The sequence below is a fragment of the Campylobacter sp. genome (assembly GCF_019423325.1).
Taxonomy (GTDB): domain Bacteria; phylum Campylobacterota; class Campylobacteria; order Campylobacterales; family Campylobacteraceae; genus Campylobacter_B.
Window position 1 is genome coordinate 153,246 of sequence record NZ_JAHZBQ010000003.1, and the last position, 16,313, is coordinate 169,558.

At 45.1% G+C, this 16,313-nt stretch carries 18 protein-coding genes and 1 tRNA gene; 4 read left to right on the forward strand and 15 right to left on the reverse strand.

Features of this window, described 5'->3' with window-relative positions:
• The first annotated feature begins 58 nt into the window (after positions 1 to 58).
• Positions 59 to 415: a histidine triad nucleotide-binding protein gene (locus QZ367_RS08525; RefSeq protein ID WP_291939653.1), complete on the forward strand. Its 357-nt coding sequence runs from the start codon at positions 59 to 61 to the stop codon at positions 413 to 415.
• A gap of 557 nt (positions 416 to 972) precedes the next feature.
• On the opposite strand, the gene QZ367_RS08530 is transcribed toward QZ367_RS08525, so the two are convergent.
• Positions 973 to 1,416: a DNA starvation/stationary phase protection protein gene (locus QZ367_RS08530; protein ID WP_005873145.1), complete on the reverse strand. Its 444-nt coding sequence runs from the start codon at positions 1,414 to 1,416 to the stop codon at positions 973 to 975.
• A gap of 168 nt (positions 1,417 to 1,584) precedes the next feature.
• Between QZ367_RS08530 and QZ367_RS08535 the strand changes: the two genes are divergently transcribed.
• On the forward strand, positions 1,585 to 2,502 hold the full coding sequence (locus QZ367_RS08535; protein WP_291939659.1) for a M23 family metallopeptidase: 918 nt from the start codon (positions 1,585 to 1,587) through the stop codon (positions 2,500 to 2,502).
• On the forward strand, positions 2,454 to 2,870 hold the full coding sequence (locus tag QZ367_RS08540; RefSeq protein WP_005873147.1) for a polymer-forming cytoskeletal protein: 417 nt from the start codon (positions 2,454 to 2,456) through the stop codon (positions 2,868 to 2,870). The genes QZ367_RS08535 and QZ367_RS08540 overlap by 49 nt, the downstream gene beginning before the upstream one ends.
• Positions 2,871 to 3,134: 264 nt before the next feature.
• Here QZ367_RS08540 and QZ367_RS08545 read toward each other — a convergent pair whose 3' ends face one another.
• On the reverse strand, positions 3,135 to 3,404 hold the full coding sequence (locus QZ367_RS08545) for a hypothetical protein (RefSeq protein ID WP_291939664.1): 270 nt from the start codon (positions 3,402 to 3,404) through the stop codon (positions 3,135 to 3,137).
• Between the two features lie 400 nt (positions 3,405 to 3,804).
• On the opposite strand from QZ367_RS08545, the gene QZ367_RS08550 reads away from it, so the two are divergent.
• Positions 3,805 to 3,895 (forward strand) — tRNA-Ser (locus QZ367_RS08550).
• A gap of 51 nt (positions 3,896 to 3,946) precedes the next feature.
• Here QZ367_RS08550 and QZ367_RS08555 read toward each other — a convergent pair.
• The 13 genes from QZ367_RS08555 to QZ367_RS08615 all read right to left on the reverse strand — a co-directional run bounded on the left by QZ367_RS08555 (position 3,947) and on the right by QZ367_RS08615 (position 16,304).
• Positions 3,947 to 4,576 (reverse strand): hypothetical protein, encoded by a 630-nt coding sequence (locus tag QZ367_RS08555; RefSeq protein WP_291939668.1) that lies wholly within the window; start codon positions 4,574 to 4,576, stop codon positions 3,947 to 3,949.
• A 272-nt stretch (positions 4,577 to 4,848) separates the two neighbouring features.
• Complete coding sequence (locus QZ367_RS08560) at positions 4,849 to 5,343, reverse strand: hypothetical protein (RefSeq protein WP_291939671.1); 495 nt, start codon at positions 5,341 to 5,343, stop codon at positions 4,849 to 4,851.
• Between the two features lie 119 nt (positions 5,344 to 5,462).
• Positions 5,463 to 6,680 carry a 2-hydroxyacyl-CoA dehydratase gene (locus QZ367_RS08565; protein ID WP_291939674.1) on the reverse strand — a complete coding sequence of 406 codons (1,218 nt, stop codon included), beginning with the start codon at positions 6,678 to 6,680 and terminating at the stop codon, positions 5,463 to 5,465.
• A complete protein-coding gene (locus tag QZ367_RS08570; protein ID WP_291939677.1) occupies positions 6,680 to 9,634 on the reverse strand; it encodes an acyl-CoA dehydratase activase in 2,955 nt (984 codons plus the stop codon). Before QZ367_RS08570 ends, QZ367_RS08565 begins: the two co-directional genes overlap by 1 nt.
• Before the next feature lie 294 nt (positions 9,635 to 9,928).
• The gene (gene rplS, locus QZ367_RS08575; protein WP_005873155.1) at positions 9,929 to 10,285 is read right to left on the reverse strand and encodes a 50S ribosomal protein L19; all 357 of its coding nucleotides are present in this window, start codon (positions 10,283 to 10,285) and stop codon (positions 9,929 to 9,931) included.
• Entirely contained in the window at positions 10,282 to 10,983 is a 702-nt protein-coding gene (gene trmD, locus QZ367_RS08580) for a tRNA (guanosine(37)-N1)-methyltransferase TrmD (RefSeq protein ID WP_291939682.1), read from the reverse strand. The genes rplS and trmD overlap by 4 nt, the downstream gene beginning before the upstream one ends.
• Positions 10,980 to 11,510: a ribosome maturation factor RimM gene (gene rimM / locus QZ367_RS08585; RefSeq protein ID WP_291939684.1), complete on the reverse strand. Its 531-nt coding sequence runs from the start codon at positions 11,508 to 11,510 to the stop codon at positions 10,980 to 10,982. Before rimM ends, trmD begins: the two co-directional genes overlap by 4 nt.
• Complete coding sequence (locus QZ367_RS08590; protein ID WP_005873158.1) at positions 11,503 to 11,745, reverse strand: KH domain-containing protein; 243 nt, start codon at positions 11,743 to 11,745, stop codon at positions 11,503 to 11,505. The genes rimM and QZ367_RS08590 overlap by 8 nt, the downstream gene beginning before the upstream one ends.
• A 1-nt stretch (position 11,746) precedes the next feature.
• A complete protein-coding gene (rpsP, locus tag QZ367_RS08595) occupies positions 11,747 to 11,977 on the reverse strand; it encodes a 30S ribosomal protein S16 (RefSeq protein ID WP_291939688.1) in 231 nt (76 codons plus the stop codon).
• Between the two features lie 78 nt (positions 11,978 to 12,055).
• Positions 12,056 to 13,396, reverse strand: a complete 1,341-nt coding sequence (gene ffh / locus QZ367_RS08600; protein ID WP_291939691.1) for a signal recognition particle protein — start codon at positions 13,394 to 13,396, stop codon at positions 12,056 to 12,058.
• Positions 13,397 to 13,462: 66 nt separating this feature from the next.
• On the reverse strand, positions 13,463 to 14,212 hold the full coding sequence (locus QZ367_RS08605; protein ID WP_291939693.1) for an RluA family pseudouridine synthase: 750 nt from the start codon (positions 14,210 to 14,212) through the stop codon (positions 13,463 to 13,465).
• Positions 14,212 to 15,600, reverse strand: a complete 1,389-nt coding sequence (locus tag QZ367_RS08610; RefSeq protein ID WP_291939696.1) for a glycosyltransferase N-terminal domain-containing protein — start codon at positions 15,598 to 15,600, stop codon at positions 14,212 to 14,214. The genes QZ367_RS08605 and QZ367_RS08610 overlap by 1 nt, the downstream gene beginning before the upstream one ends.
• Positions 15,597 to 16,304 (reverse strand): zinc ribbon domain-containing protein, encoded by a 708-nt coding sequence (locus tag QZ367_RS08615; RefSeq protein WP_291939698.1) that lies wholly within the window; start codon positions 16,302 to 16,304, stop codon positions 15,597 to 15,599. Before QZ367_RS08615 ends, QZ367_RS08610 begins: the two co-directional genes overlap by 4 nt.
• Positions 16,305 to 16,313 lie beyond the last annotated feature (9 nt).

The following is a 16,313-nucleotide window of genomic DNA, read 5'->3' on the forward strand; positions in this document are numbered from 1 at the left end:
TGTTTGGATTTTTTGGCTATAATCGCGGCTAAATTTCAACCTTATAAAAGGATCTAAAATGAACGTCTTCGAAAAGATCGTAAACGGCGAAATCCCGTGCAACAAAGTGTTAGAGAACGATGAATTTTTGGCATTCCACGACATCAATCCAAAAGCGCCTATCCACATCCTGGCTATCCCTAAAAAATGCTACGAAAACTTCCAAGTAACGCCTCCCGAGGTGATGGCGAAGATGAGCGCTTTCATCCAAGAAGTAACCCGAAAAATGGGGCTTGATAAGAGCGGATACCGTCTCGTTTGCAACTGCGGCGAAAACGGGGGCCAGGAGGTGATGCATTTGCACTTCCATATCCTGGGTGGAATGAAGCTGCCGTGGGACCGCGTAAGCGACCGAAATACCGAAGAGAATTTTTAAGGCTCGAACCAAATTCTATTAAAATCAAAATTCCGTGAAATTGTAAAATTTTACGGAATTTGCGAAATTCTTTGAAATTTTTAAAATTCCGCTTCATTTATAAGCACCGGGACTTTAAAAATAATCAAAATAGTAAAACTACAAGCCAAAAAATTTATCATCAGATGCTAAAAAGAAATATAAATTTATCACAGACGATCTCTTAGCAAATGCCATTCTTGAGCTACAAAGCCTTAGTTCTTAGAATTTTTACAGCTATAAAATTTGAAATCGGCAAGGGAATTTTAACGACGCGGCAAAATTTTAAATGAAACCGAGCTTTATAAAAAGAGTTATACTTTTACATGGCGAATGAGTTAAATTTCAACGATATGAAATTTAAAACCTACATGAATTTTACTTTAAATGAGCAACTCTACTTCAATTTTCAAGCAAGATTTAAAATTTTAGTGTGAAATTATAATCTTAGAATTTTAAAATTTTTTGAAATTTAAATATTAACTTTAATAGATTTTAGGGGCATGCGCCCCTAAAAATTTTGAAAGGATTTGCGGGGATTATTTGCTTAGCATTGAGCTTAGCATCCATAGGCGTTTTTCATAATCGCCATAGTGATCCTGCGCAATATTTGAAGTCGTATCGTCGCCCTCTTCTTCGGCTACTTCTTGAAGCTTTTTAAATTCTTTTACCAAATACTCATAGGCTTTTTTAACATCCTCGAGTACCTCAGATACGCTATAGCTGTCTTTTACGCTAATCGGAGCGTCTTTTGAAAGCTCAATTAGATCCTTAGCCTTAGTTACGGCCTTGCCACCTATTTGAAGCGCGCGCTCGGCCATATCGTCGAAGAGCTCGCCCATCTCGTCGTATGCTTTCTCGGTGTAAGCGTGAACCTGCGCGAATTGTAAGCCCTTAACATTCCAGTGATAATCGTGGAATGCAACAAAGAACGCATGAGCGTCCGCCTGAAGTTTGTTTAGTTGTTTTACCGTTTTTGACATTGTGTCTCCTTTATTTAAAATTGCTGTAATTATAGCAAGATTTGCTTAAATTATAATTATACTAAGTAATAAATTTTATCTTTTAGTGAAATTTTGAAATTAAATAGCTTTTAAATTTATCTACAATTTTTTTGAAATTTCAGCTATGCTGCATTATAATGCCGCATTATGAAAAACAAATTTATGATAACCATAACCGACCTTAACGGCTCTAGGAATTTTTTGCTTTCGCAAATCATCAAAAAGATCGCGTTATATTTGGTACTATTTGTTTTTACCATTTTCGTTACGGGTGCGCTATATATCAGGTATCTGGGCTCTAAAATCGACAGCCTTTCGCGAACCAAAACCGAGCTTAACGAGCTAAATCAAAAACTTCGCGACGGTATCGCGGCAAGTCAGATGGAATTTGAAGCCATCGAGGGTAAAATTTCGGATTTAGAGCATCAGTTTGGGCTCGATCCTGAGGAGGATGAGCGCGCGATCGACCGCCTATCTCACATCAAGACTACTTCCGAACAAGAGATCAAAGAGCGCGCGCAAAAGATCATCAACGAAAAATTCTCCGACGCGCTGATAAAAGAAATTTTTATGCAGATCCCAAACGGCAGGGTAATGCGCACTCATCAGCTCAGCGAGAAATTCGGCTGGCGCAACCATCCCATCTTAAAGCGCAAGCAGTTTCACCCGGGCGTTGATCTACGTACGCCGCCTAAAACGCCTATCTACGCGCCTGCAGACGGCATCATCCAATACAGCGGCGCTGGCGTTACTGGCTATGGCAATCTAGTCGAGATTCGCCACAACTACGGCTTTACGACACGATATGCGCATTTGGATTCAAATTTAACTCGCAAAGTAGGCGAGTTTGTAAACAAAGGCGATCTTATCGCTTTTAGCGGCAACACCGGGCTTAGCACCGGACCTCATCTGCACTACGAGATTAGATTTTTGCAGCTGCCGCTAGATCCGCTAAATTTCATCAACTGGAACGAAAAAAATTACAAAGAAATTTTTACTAAGGAGGAAGATGTCCCATGGCAATCTTTAATAAAGGCGATGCAAACACCGCTCAAACAACAATAATCTCGTCAGGCACGCTCATCAAAGGAGAGCTGCACCTGTCGTGCATTTTGCATATCGATGGCAATGTCGAAGGCGACGTGATCTCCGATAACACCGTCGTCATCGGTAAAAATGGTACCGCGCGCGGCTCGATCAGGGCCAAACATATCGTAATCAGCGGCAAATTTTTCGGCAATATCGAAGCCGAGCTCGTCGAGCTGCTAGGCGGCGGTGTGCTCGTAGGCGACGTGCTATCGCAAAGCTTCGGCATCGAAGTGGGCGCAAAATTTAACGGAAAAAGCGCGGTGAGTGGCGGCGATCAAGCCCTAGTCATCGACGGCAGCGCAAGTGAAGACGTCAAGCTCATCGACAAAGCTCTAGGCGAATAAATCGCACATATTTGGAATTCTTGGAATTTTAAAGGCTTTGAAACTCGCAAAATTTCGGAATTTAAAAGCCTAAAAAATTCCCATACTTTGAAATTTTTGAATTTGAAATTTTAAGAATTCTGAATATTTTAAAATTTTCTAAATATGGAATTTATACAAAATTTACTGCAAAAAACGCAGATTTTAAAATTAAATTTAAAAGCGTAACGAGATCGTTTACAATTTTGACCTCATCGTCGCGCCTACTTTAAAAATTTGGCGACGTCATTTTTTAGAATCTTTCGAGTTAATCATAAATTTATCAATCAAAATAGCTAGCACTACAAATATAATCACGAATGCGATTACGTAGGTAATTTTAAGTTGATCTACTCCTTTCTCAAAAGCGAGAAAATCTACAACAAAAGATGGATTATAAAAATTTCCAAACAGGGAGGCTAGCGTATTGATGCTATTCATATAAAAACCAGCTCCAAAAAAAGCAGCCACAAGTGCAATAATAATACCCATCAACCTTTTAGCGTTAGACGACACGGTAAATCCTTTTAAAAAATGTATTTGAAGATTATACCCCCCCATTAATCTTAGCTTAAATTACGTACGAAGACGAAGGTAGAAAATTTAAGGATCGGAATTTATATGCAGAATTTAGGCCAGATTTTACCGGACCACCATAAATTTTTTAAAGAGGATTTTAACGTAAAGTTATAGTAAACTTTAGAATTAAGCTTCAAAAATTTTAGAATTTGCAGGGCAAGCGAATTTATACTTAAAATTTTACTATGACAAATATGAATTCTTTTCATAGCGTCTTTTGACTCGTTATAGCTCTTTGTGCCGCTAGCTCAAATATCCGCGAGGTGATAAATTCTGCGGGCTAGGCTAATTTAAGCCCATTATTAGATTAGTTATGTATAATGCGACTTCTTTTTGTGGACAGATGGGTGAGTGGCCGAAACCACACCCCTGCTAAGGGTGCAGCTTCTAACCGGGGCTCGAGGGTTCAAATCCCTCTCTGTCCGCCACTACCTTAGAATTTAAATCAATAAAATTTCACTTCCGTGATTCAGCTGATTTCAGCCGCCTAGGATACTGCCTAAAAGCAGCACTGGCATCATTAGCGGCATCACGATGAGCCCTTGCATGTCGGTATCCATTTTCGCATCGCGCTCGCTTTTGATACCGCTATCGACCGCTATACGCGCAGGGTACTCGATCGGCACGCTTAGGCGGTGCGATCTGCGCAGCTCGTCGTGATCTTTTAGGCGCTTAAAATATTTGCCTTCGATCAGATAAGAGTAACGAAACGTAGAACTATACGCGGGCTCCAGCTGCTCTGGATCATCCATCAGCTTAGCCTGCACGGATAGCGGCAGATCGTATTTTACGAGCTCGATTTCGTGCTGGATATACGCGGCATTGCTGCCCTCGTTGTATCTGTCGATCGTGAGCATGCTTACGTTGCGCCTTATCGCGTCTTTATTCAGCGACGCCAGACTCGCGACCTTGGCGCGCACGGCACTAAGATTTGCATCAAATACATAATCGTAAATCTCACCGCTCATACGCAGCTGACCGCCGGACGCTGCGCTCATCGCGACGATATGCTCGCGCCCTTGCATGTAGCCCGGCAAATTCTTACTCGCGCATCCGCTAAAAACTCCACAGCATAGTGCCAAAACCGCGCCGCAAATCCAAAATTTCATAAACTTCCTTCGTAAAATTTAAAGACGGATTGTATTAAATTTTGCCTTAACGAAAGTGGAATTTTACGGCGCGGCGGAATGGAATTATGTGATAGAATTTTATGGCGGCGACGCGTAGAATTTCACGCGGATTTACATTAGATTTCGATGAAATTTTACTTGTTTCTAGCCTTTATCCTATTTGCTATGCCCCAAAAGCAATATTTTTATACAAATAATGTAATTTTTATTAGCTCAATTCGCCTTAATTTAACCATATTAGTAATTTAAATCTATAAATCATTCTCTTGCAAATATTGTTTTAACATTTTAATAGCACGCTGCTGCATCGAAACATATTTATTTATAAAATATGCAGAAAGCAAGCTTGAAATAACGACGATAACAATCATTGTATACCCCAATCCTGAACGAGTTTCCTCAATGCAAAGCAAAGCTATAAAAAATGGAATAAATGCTGCAATATTACAAACAGTTCTTATGGCAGACCAAAATAATCTTGATAAACCTCCCATTTCATTCGTAGTTAAATTTTTATAATTGATTACTTTATTCCCATTTGCACATACCACCATTTCATCGCCTTGTGATAAAGTATCGTTTTGAATTTTCAGAATAAATTGCCTACCATCTATCCTAAAAGTCGAGCTATACATATTAGAAGTAGATACACCACCCTTACCATTCCTTACGCTACCACTAACATTCGTTTCTAAATTTGTTCTTAGATTATCTATTATTCCTCTATAAATTTTTAAATCAAACATAGTTGCTCCTTAAATTTTTAAATAGTATTTTATTGCATTCCAACTTAATTTTTAAATAAAATTTTGTATCTGATCACAGCATATAGGCAAAACCACCTATCATCATGGATTGCGGCGCGCTACTTTCGATTTGCGTTAGCAAGCATCAGCTTTATGCGGTTTTCTTGATTTACCGCGCTTGCGCCCGGGTCGTAGTCGATAGCGGCGATGTTTGCTTGCGGGTAGTTCTGTTTAATCTTTCGGATCATTCCGCGCGCGATGATGTGGTTTGGTAGGCAGCCGAAGGGCTGCGCGCACACGACGTTTTGTATGCCGTGACGCATAAACTCGACCATCTCCGCCGTCAGCAGCCAGCCCTCGCCCATCTTCACGCCGTGACCGATGTAGCCATCGGCGGCGGCACGAACCTCGCTAAATGGGCTCGGCGCGCGAAATCCGAAGCGCTTCATCTGCTTAATCATCATGCGCTGGAAAAATTCCACTACTTTAGCGACCGCAAGCGAGCCGTAATACGCCGCGCCGCCCTTGCCGTAGAGCTGCTTGTCGTAGACCGCATCATAGATGCAGGTAAGCACGAAGTCCATCAGCCCCGTATTGACGGGCTCGGCGTTTTCGCGGATGAGGTAGGCGTTTAGCCCGTTGTTGCCGATGGGCGAATATTTAAGATAAATTTCGCCCACGATGCCCACTTTTACTCGCGGCTTATCGTCACGCTCGATTTTAGCGAACTGCGAGAGGATAAATTTGAAATTTTTCTTGAGATTGAAAAACGATCTTTGATCGGTCAAATTTTTGATCCGCTCGGCGCAGAGTTCATAAATTTCATTCGTTTGATTTTTGATCTTTTCGTAGGGCTTGCACTGATTATACAGCCCCATCATCAAATCGCCGTAAAATATTGCGGCGAAGAGCTTTAGAAGCGATTTTTTGCCGAGGCTAAATTCATTCTCATCTAGCGATCCAAAATTTAACGAGATCGCGGGGACGTAGCCAAAGCCGCTGTCCTCAAGCGCTTTGCGAAGCAAATTTATGTAGTTGCTCGCTCTGCAGCCGCCGCCCGTTTGGCTGATGAGAAGCGCTACTTTATGCGTATCAAACTCGCCACTTTTGAGCGCGTCGATAAACTGCCCGATGACGAGCAGCGCGGGGTAGCACATGTCGTTATGCACGCTGCGAAGCCCTTCCTCGACGATATTTTGGCGATTTTCGCCGAGCAAGACGCTCTTATAGCCCTCGTCGCGCAGCACGCCTTGCATAAAGCGAAAATGCGGATCGATCATCGTGGGGATCAATATTGTGTGGGTCGCTTTCATATCTTTCGTAAATTTAGCAAACATTAGCGCGCATCCTTTCTTGCTTCTTGTTGCGCGCCTTGCCTCTCGCGCTCTATCATAGTCGCTTTTAGGCTACGCAGGCGGATCTTGACCGCACCTAGGTTCGTAACCTCGTCGATTTTAAGTTGAGTGTAAATTTTACCGTTTTGACGCAGTATGTCGCGCACCTCGTCGCCCGTGATCGCATCTATCCCGCAGCCGAAGCTCACTAACTGCACCAGCTGCATACGCGGGTATTTACAGACGAACCGCGCCGCACTATAAAGCCTGGCGTGGTAGGTCCATTGATTAAGGCTTTTCGTCTGCACCCTGCTAAGCGGCAGCGCGTCCTCGCTAAGCACTATAAAGCCCAAGGAATTTAGATAGCGATCGATACCGTGATTTATCGTCTTATCAATATGATACGGGCGACCCGCTAGCACGACGGCAGGCATGCCGCTTATATTGATCTCCTTTAGGGTCTCCTCGCCTTTTATTAAAACGGTATTTTTATAGTTTTGCAGCTCCTTAAGGCCTTGCAAGACGGCGTTTTTAACGGCGTCGGAATGAAATTTATACCCAGCGTCCGCAAGCTCAGCCTGCATCGTTTTGCAAAACGAATCTTGCATGTTAAGATCCACGTGCGGGTAGAGGAATTTTTTCTCCTCTAGCGCGCCTACGTTCGCGCGTATCAGCTCGGGGTAGTATGCGACTACGGGGCAGTTGTAGCAGTTCTCGCTGATATTTTCATCTAGGCTGTAGCTCATACACGGATAGAAGATAAAATCGACGCTCTTATTTAGCAGATCGTAGATGTGGCCGTGCACGCTTTTAGCCGGGTAGCAGACGGTATCGCTCGGGATGCTTTGGCTTGCCAAAAACAGCGTCTCTTTTCGCGGCTTTTGCGACAGCACGACGCTCATGCCTAAATTTTCAAAAAACGCACTCCAAAACGGGATCATCTCAAACATATTCAAAACAAACGGAATTCCGACTCGCGGTGCGTCTTGCTTCGGCGGCTTACGATATTTTCGCAAAAGCTCGTTTTTAAACTCAAATAAATTCGTAATGTCGTGGCGGATCTCTTTGCCCGCGCCGCGCTCGCATTTATTGCCCGAGACAAATTTAGTATCGCCGAAGTAGCTGATCGTAAGCGGGCATTTGTTCGTACAGAGCTTGCAGACGCTAAATTCGCTGCGATGAGTGAAATTTTCAAGTTCTGCACGACTGATCATATCGGTACGCTCGTTTGCGTTATTTTTGGCAAAAAGTGCCGCGCCGTATGCACCCATAAGCTCGCTGATATCTAGACGGATCACGTCCTTGCCGAGCTCTTTTTCAAACGCGCGCAACACGGCATTGTTTAAAAATGTCCCGCCCTGCACTACGATGTTTTGACCCAAATCGTCGGCATTTCGCACGCGGATAACCTTGTAAATCGCATTTTTTATGACGCTAATAGCAAGTCCGGCGCTGATGTCCTCGATCGTAGCACCGTCCTTTTGAGCCTGCTTAACCGAGGAGTTCATAAAGACCGTGCAGCGGCTGCCAAGCTTGGCTGGATGAGTCGCAAAAAGGGCTAGGTTTGCGAAATCTTTAATGTCGTAACCCAAAGAATTTGAAAAGGTCTGCAAAAACGAGCCACAGCCCGAGCTGCACGCCTCGTTTAACACGATAGAATCAATATTGCCGTCTTTAATGGAGAAACACTTGATGTCCTGGCCGCCGATGTCGATGATAAAATCTACCTTCGGATTGAAGTGGCGCGCAGCGCTGTAATGCGCGATCGTCTCGACGATACCGTAATCGAAGCGAAAGGCGGTTTTAATGAGATCCTCGCCATAGCCGGTAACGCCGCTGCCCTTGATCTTGATGCGACCCTCGCAAAGATCGTATAGCTCCTTAAGTCGCGGCAACAGGATATCGACCGGATCGCCTTTATTGGAGGAGTAAAATTTATACAGCAGCTCGTAGTTTGCGCCCATAAGCACGACTTTGATCGTAGTGCTGCCGCAATCCACGCCCAAATACGCATCTCCACTGTAGGTGTGGATATCCACCTTAGGCACGCTCGCGCGGGCATGGCGAGCGGTGAACTCGTCAAATTCCGCTCTGTCTTTGAAAAGCGGCGGCTCGGCTTCCAGCGCGGTCCTGTCAGGCTCCTTTTTTAAAAGCGCGATCGTCTCTTCTAAATTTAACGTTTCGCCCGTATCTTTTGCGTACAGCGCGCTGCCGTAAGCCACGAAGTAAGGCGCAATATCGGGGAAAGTCGCCGTTTCGTCGGTGAGCTTTAGCACCTCTTTAAAGCGCTTCTGAAGGCCTTTTAGGAAAAACAACGGACCGCCTAGAAACAGGATATTGCCCTTGACCTCGCGACCCTGCGCAAGCCCTGAGATCGTCTGCTCGACGACCGCGGCGTAGATACTAGCGCAAATATCCTCTTTTCTAACGCCTTGATTTAGTAGCGGCTGAATGTCGCTTTTAGCAAATACGCCACAACGTGAGGCGATCGGGTAAATTTTATTAGCCGCAAAGCTTAGGCGGTCAAGCTCCGTGATATCCAGATGCAAAAGATTGGTCATCTGATCGATAAATGCACCGGTACCGCCCGCGCACGAACCGTTCATCCGCTCTTCAAGTCCGCCCGTGAGAAATAAAATTTTAGCATCCTCACCGCCCAGCTCGATCACGACATCGGTCTTTGGAAACATCCGCTTGACGCCGAGCGAGGTAGCGAAAACCTCTTGGACGAACGGAATTTTGCAATTTTTGGCGATACCCATGCCCGCCGAACCCGCTATGGCGACGCTGAATTGCTCGCCTGCATAGGTTTTTTGGATTTGCAAAATTTTATCCAGCACCAGCTCCTTGGGCTTTGCCAAATGCCTCTCGTAGCTCTTGCTTAAAATTTCATATTTATCGTTTAAAACTACCGTTTTAACAGTGGTTGATCCTACGTCAATGCCTAAAAAAATCACATCTCGCTCTTTACTGAATAAATTTTACTCGGCCGAATTCTCAAATTTAGCGCGAGCTTTATAAATTAAAATTTGCATTTTATAGTAATATTTTTAAACGCAAATAAAATCAGGATATATTTTATCTTTTTCCATAGAAAAAGACGATTTCTAGGCAGTTTAGAATTAAAAATTTTAATGGAAAAGTTGTAAAATTTTAGATTTAATGCGAGTAGATTTTGCGCGAAATCTTTTAAAATCTCGCGCATTATAAAAAAGCTTCCTTTTGAATTAAGAAGCGTAAAATTTAAAGGATTATTTTCGAAGTTCTTTGATTTTAGCCGCTTTACCGCGTCTGTCGCGTAGGTAAAATAGTTTCGCGCGGCGAACGCGTCCTTTTCTTAGAACCTCGATACTTTCGATGCTCTCGCTGTAGATCGGAAAAATTCTCTCTACGCCGACGCTATTTGCACCGATCTTGCGGATGATAAAGGTCTCACTTACGCCGTTTCCGCGGCGCGCAATGCAGGTACCTTCAAAATTTTGAATTCTGCTCTTATCGCCCTCTTTGATCCTGATGGCTACTTTTAAGGTGTCGCCGGCACGGAAATCAGGCACACTTTTGCTTGTGATCTGAGCGTCCTCAAACGCTTGGATATACTTGTTTTTCATAAATTTCCTTTATTTCTGGCGATCTTTCGGTACATATCCGGGCGGAAGAACCTCGTTTTGCATAGCGCCATTTGATTTTTTAAGCTGCGCATTTTAGCGTGATTACCCTTTAAAAACTCTGAAACTATAGATAAATTTTCAAAAATATCAGGCTTTGCGAACGCGGGTGCCTCTAAAATTCCGCCTTCAAAGCTTTCTTCGACGAGCGAGCCTTCATTGCCCAAAACGCCCCTTATATTGCGGCTTATCGCATCGCACATGCAAAGCGCGCCGAGCTCGCCGCCGGTAAGAACGAAATCGCCGATGCAAAAAATTTCATCTACATATCTTTCGACTATGCGCTCATCTATCCCCTCATAGCGCCCGCAAATAAAGCATAGGCTCTCTTCGCCGCTTAAACGCTTGGCATCGTTTTGGTTAAATTTTTTACCGGCGGGCGAGAGGTAGATAAACTTGGCGTTTTTAAATTTAGCTCTTACGTGTTCGATCGTTCCGGCAAGCGGCTCCGTGCCGATCAAAAGTCCCGCGCCGCCGCCGATCATATAATCATCTACCTTTTTATACCGATTTGTCGTGAAATTTCGCGGGTTAAAAAAATGCGTCGAGATTATTTTCTTATCGACCGCGCGCTTTAAAATCGAGTCCTCAAAATACGGCGCGATGAGATTTTCAAATAGCGAGATGAAGATAAAATTCATGAGTTTTCCAAAATCGCGCGCGCATTTTGCGTAAAAATTTTACGCTCGCTAAGCGAAATTTCTTTCACATAGGCATCCACGTAGGGGATGAAAAATTCTTTCGGCAAAGCCTGCGAGATTAAGCTTTCATCCGTTTCTACCTCGAAAAGATATCCATTTCCGATCTGCGATATGTCCTTTACGCGCCCCAAAACTGCACCGTCTTCATAAATTTCAAGCCCGATGATATCGAAGTAAAAGAACTCGCCCTTTTGCAATTTGCAAAATTTCCGCGTGTCCTCTTTGCTTCGGTAAAGGATTTGGTTAGTTAAATTTGCCGCCGCTTCTACACTTTCGTAATTTTTAAAGATAGCGCTAGAATTTGCGCCGTTAAAGGATAGAATTTCTAAAATTTCGCCGTTTCGCAGATAAAATTTGGCGCCTTTTTTAAACTGAGAGGGGAAGTCGCTGCGATCAAAAATTTTAACCGCGCCCTTTAGACCTATAGTTCGACCGAGCTTCGCGACCTCTAAAAGATCATCAGGCATCTTTGGCTTTGACGGTAATTTTATAATTGATCGGATCTTTTGCTTTATAGCCGATGATGACGGTCTTTATGGCGTTTATCATTTTGCCGTCCTTGCCGATGAGTTTGCCTGTATCGGCCTTGTCGGCATAGACGATGATCTCAGTAAAGTTTTCACCGACCCGCTTTTGCGTAGAAACGGACTGCGGATAGTCGGCGATCAACTTTGCGTATTCTTTTATAAAATTTTCTACCATTTTATTTGCTTGTGATTTGAGCGACCCTATCGCTTAACTTCGCGCCTACGCTCTTCCAGTATGCTAAACGCTCCGCGTCGAATTTAATATTATCGCTCTGTTTTAACGGATTATAAAAGCCGATCGTCTCGATAAAGCCGCCGTCGCGTCTTTTCCTGCTATCCGTTACCACGATGCGGTAAAAAGGCTGCTTCTTTCTTCCGATTCTTGTAAGCCTAACAACTGTTGCCATTTTTTCTCCTTAAATTTTTGTAAGTTTTAGAACTTGCAGATGGCTAAAACTTAAACATCTGCAAACTCTACCGAGAGGCTATCTCGGTAAATTTTGCCTTTGAGCGATTGAGGCAAGCCCCTGCATGCCGCCCTTGCCCGAAAATTTCTTCGCAAGCTTCGAAGCGCCCGCGAATTGCTTCAAAAAGCGGTTCACCTCCACCTGTGAAAGCCCAGCACCAGCAGCAAGTCTGCGCTTGCGCGAATTATTTAGCAGATCGGGATTTTCGCGCTCTTTCGGCGTCATAGAATTGATCATCGCTTTGATATGAAGTATCTCTTTTGAGTTTTCCAAATCGATATCTTTTATCTTATTCGCCATTCCGGAAAGCCCCGGGATCATGCCGATCAAATTTTTCATATTGCCGAGCTTTTTCACGCTTTCGAGCTGATTTACGAAATCATTAAAATTAAACTCGCCCTTTTTGATCTTTTTGTTTAGAGCCTTAGCTTCTCTTTCGTCGAAGACGGCGCTTGTCTTCTCGGCTAACGTCGCTAAATCGCCCTCGCCCATAATGCGACCTGTAATTCTATCGGGTATAAAGCCCTCTAAATCGGCCACCTTCTCGCCGGTTCCGATAAAGCGAAGCGGGATGCCAAGCTGCTGCGCGATACCAAGAGCTACGCCGCCTTTGGTATCTGCGTCAAATTTGCTTAAGATCACGCCCGTAAGACCCAAAATTTCATCAAATTTAGCGGCCGTTTTAATGCCGTCTTGACCGCTCATGGCGTCCGCTACGTAAAAAATTTCATGCGGATTTAGAGTTTTTTTCATCTCCGCAAGCTGTGCCATCAGAGCCTCATCGATCGCAAGACGCCCCGCCGTATCTACGAGCAGTACGTCATAAAGCCCGCTTTTAGCCTTGCTTAGCGCTTTTTCTGCAACTTTTAGCGGATCGCTCTCGCCCTCGATGAAAAACAGCTCGATCTCATTCGCCTCGCACAGCTGACGGAGCTGCTCGACCGCGGCTAGGCGCTGCAAGTCGCACGCTGCAACCAAGACCTTTTTTTTACGAAGTTTCAGATAGTTCGCGAGTTTTATCGTGCTTGTAGATTTTCCGCTTCCTTGAAGTCCCGTCATCAAAGCTACTGTAGGAGGCGTGCTAGCGAACACAAATCCCTGGCTGCTGCCTCTAGGCGCCGTTAAAATTTTAGTCAAATTTGTCTTGATGGACTGCAAAAACGGCTTCTGCCCTATCGTACCGATACGAAGATCGGCTTCGACAAGCGCTAAAAAATCCTTTACGACTTTGTGGTGCACGTCGGCCTTTAAAAGCGCCTTTTTTAGCGTCTCCAAGGCGTTTTTTAAAGCTTTTTCGTCATCGATTGTTTTTAATTTATTGACCGCGTTTTTAAACGACTCGCTTATGATCTCAAACACTTTGATCCCTTATAAAATTTTTAAACTTGCGATGTTACCTAAAATTAACTTAAAAGCCATTGAATATCAGAGATCCTTAGGAATTTCAAAGCCGAATTCGTTGAAGCTTGTACCTAGCGGAGCTTTAAATTTTAGCCCCAAAATTTCGGTCTCGTATGAGTGCAGAAACATCCGCTTCGCGCGGCTTTTAGCGTATTTTTCATCGCCTATTACGCCGAATCCCGCATTGGCCAGATGCACGCGGATCTGATGCGTCCTGCCCGTCTCGATCCGCACTTTTACGAGCGATTTTTTGCCGCTTATCATCAGCGGATAAACCTCGCTAAATGCGCTCTTGCCGTTTGGCGAAATTTTAGAAAACGCGCCGCTGCGGGTCTTTATCGTCAAAATCGGCTCGTCAAATTTCATCTCTTCGCTCACGATCCCCTTCACGATCGCGATGTAGCTTTTTTTCACGCGCAAATTTTTAAATTCCGCAATCGCCGCTTCGCGAAATTCCTCGTTCTTATATAGCAGCACGACGCCGCTAGTCTCCTTATCCAGGCGGTTTAGAAGCCCGAATTTATAGATTTTTTCTAAATTTTCGCTGCTCATAAAGGGCGGCTTATTGACCGCCAAAACGTTCTCATCCTCGTAAATGATCGCGGGTTTTGCGGGCTTCATCACGCTAAATTTAGTATTTTCGCCGAGCATCTCGCGCGCTAGAGCGATCTTTGCGCCGCGCGCGCTCACAAGCCCCGCATCGATGAGAGCCTTGGCTTCGTTGTGCGAGATGTTTTCCTGCGCCGCCAGCAGTTTGTAGGCTTTTTCTTGCATTAAATTCTTTCCTTGATTAAATTTTCTATCTCTTGCAGATCGCAAATTTTATCTATCCGCGTCCCCTTTAGCGGCTCTTTTAAAAGGCTTGAAATTTCATCCGCGCTGCACAGAGCGATATTTTGCACGAGCGCGTACAGCGCCTTTTGATTATGAAAAAATCGCCCGCTAATGATCGGCACGCCGAAGCTTGCCGCCTCGATCGGACTATGTCCGCCGATATTGCGCAAAAAGCTGCCGCCCAAGATCACGACGTTTGAAATTTTATAAAAGTTCGCTAGCTCCCCGAAGGCATCGAGCAAGATAAAATCGCTCCGAAGCCCCGCGCTGTCGCTAAATCGCTCAAAGCTAAGCCCGTGCTCGCGCGCCCAAGCCTTGCAAATTTCGTAGGCCTTTTCAAAGCGCTCCGGGTGCCTCGGCGCCAGGATGATTTTTAGCTTTTGCGGCGCGTCGATCGCAGGCGCTGCATTCCGTGCGGCAGAATTTAAAGACGCGCCGTTTAAAGTCGCCGCATTCGGCACGGCGAACGAAGCGTCGCTTAAGCTCGCCGCATCCAAAGAAGCTGCGTTTAAATTTACCGGCTCGGTCGAGCCCTGCTCGTCGCGAAGCTCGGCCGTAGGCAAGTCCGTCTCGCTGCGGATACTCGCTGCGCGCTGGTATTTTTCGAGTGCACTTTGCGAGCCGTGAAATTTTATAAAATCGTTTAAATTCGATAAAACAAGCTCCTCTTCACCCTCGTGAGTGTTTGAGATCGTAAGCACAAAGCTATTTGCGGCCGCGGCGGAATAGTCCTTCGTCGCAACGGCGATATTCGCGCTTTTCACGTTGCCCGCGACCTTTATATTTTTTGCGCCGAGCTCCCACAGTCGCGCCGCATCAAGCTCGCTCTGCGCAAGCACCAGATCGATATTTTCAAACACTTTGCGATAATAAAGCTTAAAGCGCAAATAGCTCGCGTACGAGCGGTCGCTAATGCGCGCGTTTAGCAGGATCACGTAGCTTCCGCGCGCCTTGGCGGAACGGGTCAAATTTAGCCACAGCTCCGCTTCGAAAATCACCAGCACGCGGCTGCCAGTAAGCCAAAACGGAAGCCAGTTTTCAAACGGCAGGTAGCGAGAGTTCGGCGTGAGAGCACGCGCCGCACCGAAGCCCGTCTGCGTGGTCGTGCTAAGCGCGACGCTCTCAAATTTAGAAATTAGTGGCGCAAGAGCGTTTACCTCGCCCAAACTGCAAGCGTGAAAGTGCACCGCAGCGGGGCTAAATTTAGGGTTTTTGTATAGAAAAAATCGCGCCTTCAGGCTCGTGCGGTATTTTGTTTTAAAGCTTAGGATAAAAATAAAAGGCGCAGCGACGAGCCACGCCAAAAACGCCAAGGCGGTGTAGATCACTCGGCTTCTTTATATAAAATTCTGCCGCAATACGGGCAGGTTACGATGTCGTCGCTTTTGATGACCGCGGAATATGTCTTGTCGCTTATGCGCATAAAGCAGCCGTAGCAGGCCTGTTTGCGCACCGGCGAGACCGCCGTATTGCCCGCCCATTTGCGGATTTTTTCGTAGAATGAGACGGTTTTTGGATTCATCGCCTGCATTAATTTATCGCGCTTGGCGTAGATCGCGCCGCGAGCGACCTCGACCTCGCCCATCTCGGCGCTTACCTGCTCTTGCAAGCTTTTTAACTCGGCTTCAAACGCCTCTTGCTTTTCGCTCTGCTCCTTTACGAGCGCTTCCTTTGCGGCTACGATCTTTTCTAGCCTTTCGATCTCCTCGTTTGTGGCTTCGAGCTGCTCTTTTGCGATGTCCTCTTCGACGCTAAGGGCCTTGATCTCCTTTTCGGTTTTTGCCGCGCCGCTTTTTTTGCCCGTGCTTTTTAGCTTGGACGAAAATGCGCTAAGCTGCGCGTTTGCTTGTAAAATTTGAGATTTTAGCTCGGCGATCTCCGCATTTAGAGTTTCGATCTGTTCTTTTGCGCCTGAAATTTCGCCGCTTTTTTTGCTTAGTTTCTCCTGCGCGGCTTCGATTTTAGGCTTAAATCCGTCCAGCTGCTTATCGAATTCGCAAAGCTCTACCAATTGGCTTAAATATTTGTTCATCTTTTTCCT